The following is a 2,550-nucleotide window of genomic DNA, read 5'->3' on the forward strand; positions in this document are numbered from 1 at the left end:
GTTCTTGTTATAAATACCAGAATAATAAGCTACTGATATTCCCTATCTTTTTTATCTTTAATCCATCATAGCTAGCAATGCAACAAAGCCCCATAGGATCCAGCTTATAAAAGCTGGATTCCAGCGTCACGTGCTGGAATGACAACTTAAGGCATCACCTATAGTTACTAGTCTAACTATAAATATATTTCGGTAAACCTAAATTGCTTTAGCTATAGCTAATTTTGCAAAAGCCCTATTGCAATTTAATTAATTGGCGTATAAGCTTTAGATAAAGCCTATGAAAAAAATGGAAGCTTGTTATTCGTTTGACGATATACTTCTTTTGCCAGCCTATTCTGATATATTACCTTGCGATGCAGATACAAAAACTTATTTAACAAATAGTATAGAACTAAATATCCCTCTCATATCCTCTGCAATGGATACTGTTACTGAATCGGGCTTTGCAATAGCTATTGCCCAACATGGAGGGATAGGTTGCATACATAAGAATTTATCAATAGATGAACAAGTTTTAGAAGTAAGAAGGGTGAAAAAATATGAAAGTTGGATCGTGTATAACCCAATTACGATTTCACCGGATAAAACAGTTGCGGAAGCAATTTCATTAATGAGAGAGCACAATTATTCTGGCATTCCTGTAGTCGATCAACGCAAGTTAGTTGGAATTTTAACTAACCGAGATGTGAGATTTATTGAAGACCAGAACATGAATGTAAAAGTTTCCGAAGTGATGACAAAAGATAAGTTAGTGACAGTGCGGGAGCAGGGAGTGGATAGTGCCTCAGCAATGAAATTGTTGCATGAAAATAGAATAGAAAAGCTTTTGGTCGTAGATGAAAATTCTTGTTGTATAGGTTTAATTACGGTTAAAGACATTGAAAAATACAATAGATACCCAAATTCATGTAAAGACAGTAAAGGGCGTCTCAGAGTTGCCGCTGCAATTGGCACTGGTAAAAAAGATGGTATAGACAGATGTGAAGCTTTGATCGGAGAAGAAGTTGATGTAGTTGTTGTGGATACTGCTCACGGTCATTCCGAAAACGTTATCAATACCATTAGGGAAATAAAAAAGATGTATCCTAATACGCAATTAATTGGCGGAAACATTGCAACAAAGGAGGCTGCTGAAGCGTTGATTGATGCGGGTGTTGATGCAGTGAAGGTTGGAATAGGACCAGGATCAATCTGTACAACCAGAATAGTTACAGGTGTTGGTGTGCCACAATTCTCTGCAATCAAGAATGTTGCAGAGGCGTGTAGAGCAAGAAACGTCAGACTAATTGCTGATGGTGGGGTAAAATACTCAGGAGATGTTGCAAAAGCTATTGCAGCTGGTGCTGACTCTGTGATGATTGGTTCGATTTTTGCTGGCACTGACGAAAGCCCAGGTGAGATTATTATGTATAAGGGCAGAGCATATAAAGGCTATCGAGGAATGGGATCTATTAGTGCAATGAAACGAGGTTCAGCTAGCCGTTATTTTCAAGATAAAGATTCAAAACTCAAATTAGTTCCACAAGGAGTGGAAGGAAGAGTTCCATTCAAAGGTCCAGCTTCAGGAGTAATCCATCAATTGATTGGCGGATTGCAAGCTGCAATGGGGTATACTGGTAATAGGAATATAGAAGAGATGAAAAAAAATTGTAAATTTGTTACTATTACTGCATCAGGATTAAGAGAGAGTCACGCTCATGATATAGTCATTACACAAGAAGCTCCAAATTATGCTTATCAAGCGTCCAATTTGTCAACCGATTCGGAGTAGTCCAGAAAAAGTAGAGAGAAAGTTAAGACGTTTTTGGAGTAAAATAAAACGTTTTTTCAAAATATGACAAATAGAAGAGAATATACAGCAGAATTCAAATTAGGAGCTGTTAAGCTGGTTAAAGAAATAGGTCAAGCAAGTACAAAAATAGCAAAAGATCTAGGTATAGATGGCAGTATGTTAAGTAAGAAAATATGATGGAAAAATGTCTGGAGCATACGCATTTCCAGGCAAAGGCTCCTTATCACAAAGAAAGATTTGATCTAAAAAAAGAACTAACAAGAGAAAGAGACATTTTAAAAAAAGCCCTGGGCAAAGAAAAAGAGTAAAGTATTCTTTTATATAGAAATTGCTATAAAACACAGGAACTATGTAGGGTTTTGTACTGGTGGTATGGGTTGCTAAGGAAAAAAGCAGTAAAGAATTAGCAAAAGAAGGGCTTCTAGCAGATATTCAAAAAATACATCAAGCTTCTAAATGCAGATATGGAGCCCCTAAAATTCACGCTGAATTAAAAGCTTTAGGCAAAAATTAAAACAGTACAAAGTGTTATGCAAGAAAATGGCATTAAAGCCAAGCTTAGACGAAAGTTCAAAAATAAAAAACAGCAAATAAGCAACCGAGTTGTGGCTCCGAACACATTGGATCAAAATTTTACTACTGATCAGCCAAATAAAGTTTGGGATTACCTACATAAAAACTAAAGAAGGTTGTTGGCGGCAATAATTGACCTATATTCACGCATGGTGGTTAATGAGTAACATGATAATTATAGC

The 2,550-nt window shown here is 36.4% G+C and carries 1 protein-coding gene and 1 pseudogene; both read left to right on the plus strand.

Features of this window, described 5'->3' with window-relative positions; translation table 11 throughout:
• Window positions 1-280: 280 nt before the first annotated feature.
• Window positions 281-1,774 (plus strand): IMP dehydrogenase, encoded by a 1,494-nt coding sequence (guaB, locus tag OZD66_RS02840; protein ID WP_182366616.1) that lies wholly within the window; start codon window positions 281-283, stop codon window positions 1,772-1,774.
• A 63-nt stretch (window positions 1,775-1,837) separates the two neighbouring features.
• Window positions 1,838-2,526 (plus strand): annotated as a pseudogene (locus OZD66_RS06070) (IS3 family transposase); the annotation flags it as partial.
• Window positions 2,527-2,550 lie beyond the last annotated feature (24 nt).

Origin of the sequence: Wolbachia endosymbiont of Drosophila baimaii, from assembly GCF_028982185.1 — a bacterium.
GTDB classification, from domain to species: Bacteria; Pseudomonadota; Alphaproteobacteria; order Rickettsiales; family Anaplasmataceae; genus Wolbachia; species Wolbachia pipientis.

Bases quoted from the DNA above. Each gene is read 5' to 3' on its own strand.
- guaB (WP_182366616.1), top strand. From the start codon at position 281: ATGAAAAAAATGGAAGCTTGTTATTCGTTTGACGATATACTTCTTTTG.